Here is a 2,174-nt window from a genome sequence, read left to right as displayed (position 1 = left end):
GAAGAGGAGCGAATCGAGCGAGTGTCGCGGTCGGGAGAACGATTTTAGAAATGATCTATTATATCTTAACTCGAAAGGAACCGTATAGAGAGTTGGGAGACGACTACTGGGATCGGCAGCGAGAAGCGAGCATCGTGCGTCAAACGGTGAAACGATTAGAGGGGTTAGGGTACGAAGTGAAACTGGAAAAAACGAGTGCATAGCACTTATTAACCATATATATACTGAAATACCTTCCTTTGGAATCCGATTCCGAAGGCTAGGTGGGCTCCGTTTTTTGTCTTAAATGGTGTTTTCAGGATAGACTCCCATGACAAAAAAATTTCGTCACCATCGGAGGGATGAAAATATCCCTATGTTGAACGCTGCCACTTTACGCATTTTGGCGTTCGGGTATTTTCAGGATAGATGCACATTGAAACATTAACGTCCTTATAAGTGGCTTCCACCCCGGTTATACTGCTCCTAGGTACTTCACGAAGAAAAGGAGCGGAAACGGAATGAAACGATTGAAAATCACCAATGACCATGGATGGACGCCACGAACCCTTCGAAAGGAAGAGAAAAAAATCAAAAACATTTCCCTGCGTCAACGCGTCATGGCCGTTCGCCTCGTCATGGAAGGGTATCTGGGGAAAGACGTCGCTTCCATGCTCAACCTGTGCCGCCAAACCGTCGTTTTTTTATGTTTCCTTATTCAATCTTCTGTTGGACCGAAAAAGCCCACTGGGGCGGGTTCCGTTCTTAATGAAAAAACAACAACAAGAACTAAAACAAACGATCTTAACCCGTATACCCGCCGAACTCGGTTGGGATCCCGCCTCTTCCTAGAATATCTGGATTTATCTATAAGAAATATGGTTAGGGAGGATTTTAATGCAAAATATAATTTATAGACCTAGTATTTTACTTCTAATTATATTCTTTATTTCCTTAATAGTTACTAAATTATTTCCATCATTAGCATCGACTATTTTCGATATATGGATTTTGGGTATCTGTTTGATTATTGCTATTTTTTTGCACGAATTAGGGCATGTGATCTTTGGGGTATTATGTAAGTTTAATTTCCATTTTCTTACTTTTGGTCCCTTTTTAATTGAAAAAGTGCAAGGAAAATTAAAAATACGTGAAAATAAACATTGGATTTATTTCGGTGGAGTTTCTTTTGTGACCCCTACTGTTGAAACTTTTTCTAAAATAAAAGCAAAATGGGGATTGTTTTTGTTTGGAGGCCCTTTTTTTAGTTTTATAGCATTTCTTATATTTTTCATGATTGGGAAGATTTATAAAAACGATTTTATGCTATGGTGTTCTCTTTTAAACATTGTTATATTTATAGCTACCTCATTTCCAATTATAAAAGGGGAAGCAAACGATGGAGGAAATATATTTTTATTATTTAAAGACAAGGAACAAACGTTTTTACATATTTTAAAATTTCAAATACTTAGTGAGATGTTTAGTTCAAAAAGACCAATTGAATGGGATAAAGAGTTGATTGAAAAGTGTAAAGAAATAATTAAAGGGAAAAATTCAATTGAAAATCATATGATCTATACATTTCTTTTTTATTATTATTTTGACGCTGGGAATGTTGAACAGATTTTTTTAAGTATACAACCAATCATAAATGAACCGCTTACAAAGGAAAATAAATTTATCAAAGGGAATTTTAACAGTTTATACATACTCTATAAATTTTTATATGGAAACAGTGAGGAAAACTTAGAAGAAATAGATAAATTATTTAAAGGAGTATCAAAATTAGATTCATATGCCTATAACCGTTCCCTTGCCATAATTAAGTATTTAAAGGGAGATGTTAAAGGAGCAAAAAGTTTGATAAACAAATTAGAACATGAATTAAACTATACTAATGGTCAAGGGGTATATCATGTTGAAAAAGATATCTTACAAAAATTGAGGTTAAAAATGATGATATAAACTATATACATGCAACATGAAGAGTTAACTTCTCAGTCATCCTGCATACCCTAAGCGCTGCAGCACTTCCTTCGGACGTTCGTGGATGTAGTTGACAAACCGAGTAATAGCTTGAATGATATCGTTGTGATCCTTGTGAAATACATTGGCAATCACCGTATCTTTCAGCCATTTCCATAAGCGTTCGATCGGGTTCAGCTGTGGCGAATAGGGAGGAAGGTAAATAA

3 protein-coding genes and 1 pseudogene are annotated in these 2,174 nt (G+C 35.6%); 3 read left to right on the top strand and 1 reads right to left on the bottom strand.

Annotated elements, in window-relative coordinates:
* The 3 genes and pseudogenes from CV944_RS16800 to CV944_RS16790 all read left to right on the top strand — a co-directional run.
* A pseudogene (locus CV944_RS16800) lies at nucleotides 1-203 on the top strand (IS110 family transposase); the annotation flags it as partial.
* A 297-nt stretch (nucleotides 204-500) separates the two neighbouring features.
* On the top strand, nucleotides 501-896 hold the full coding sequence (locus tag CV944_RS16795) for a hypothetical protein (RefSeq protein ID WP_483299649.1): 396 nt from the start codon (nucleotides 501-503) through the stop codon (nucleotides 894-896).
* Complete coding sequence (locus CV944_RS16790) at nucleotides 877-1,947, top strand: M50 family metallopeptidase (protein WP_100664560.1); 1,071 nt, start codon at nucleotides 877-879, stop codon at nucleotides 1,945-1,947. The genes CV944_RS16795 and CV944_RS16790 overlap by 20 nt, the downstream gene beginning before the upstream one ends.
* Before the next feature lie 36 nt (nucleotides 1,948-1,983).
* Here CV944_RS16790 and CV944_RS16785 read toward each other — a convergent pair.
* A partial coding sequence (locus tag CV944_RS16785) for a transposase (protein WP_233205272.1) occupies nucleotides 1,984-2,174 on the bottom strand: 191 nt, incomplete at its 5' end.

This window comes from Geobacillus sp. WSUCF-018B, from assembly GCF_002809985.1.
Lineage (GTDB): Bacteria > Bacillota > Bacilli > Bacillales > Anoxybacillaceae > Geobacillus > Geobacillus thermophilus.
This window is presented reverse-complemented; position numbering and strand designations above follow the sequence as displayed.

Excerpts from the sequence above, each read along its gene's own strand:
- CV944_RS16790 (WP_100664560.1), top strand. The coding sequence starts at position 877 with ATGCAAAATATAATTTATAGACCTAGTATTTTACTTCTAATTATATTC.
- CV944_RS16795 (WP_483299649.1), top strand. The coding sequence starts at position 501 with ATGAAACGATTGAAAATCACCAATGACCATGGATGGACGCCACGAACC.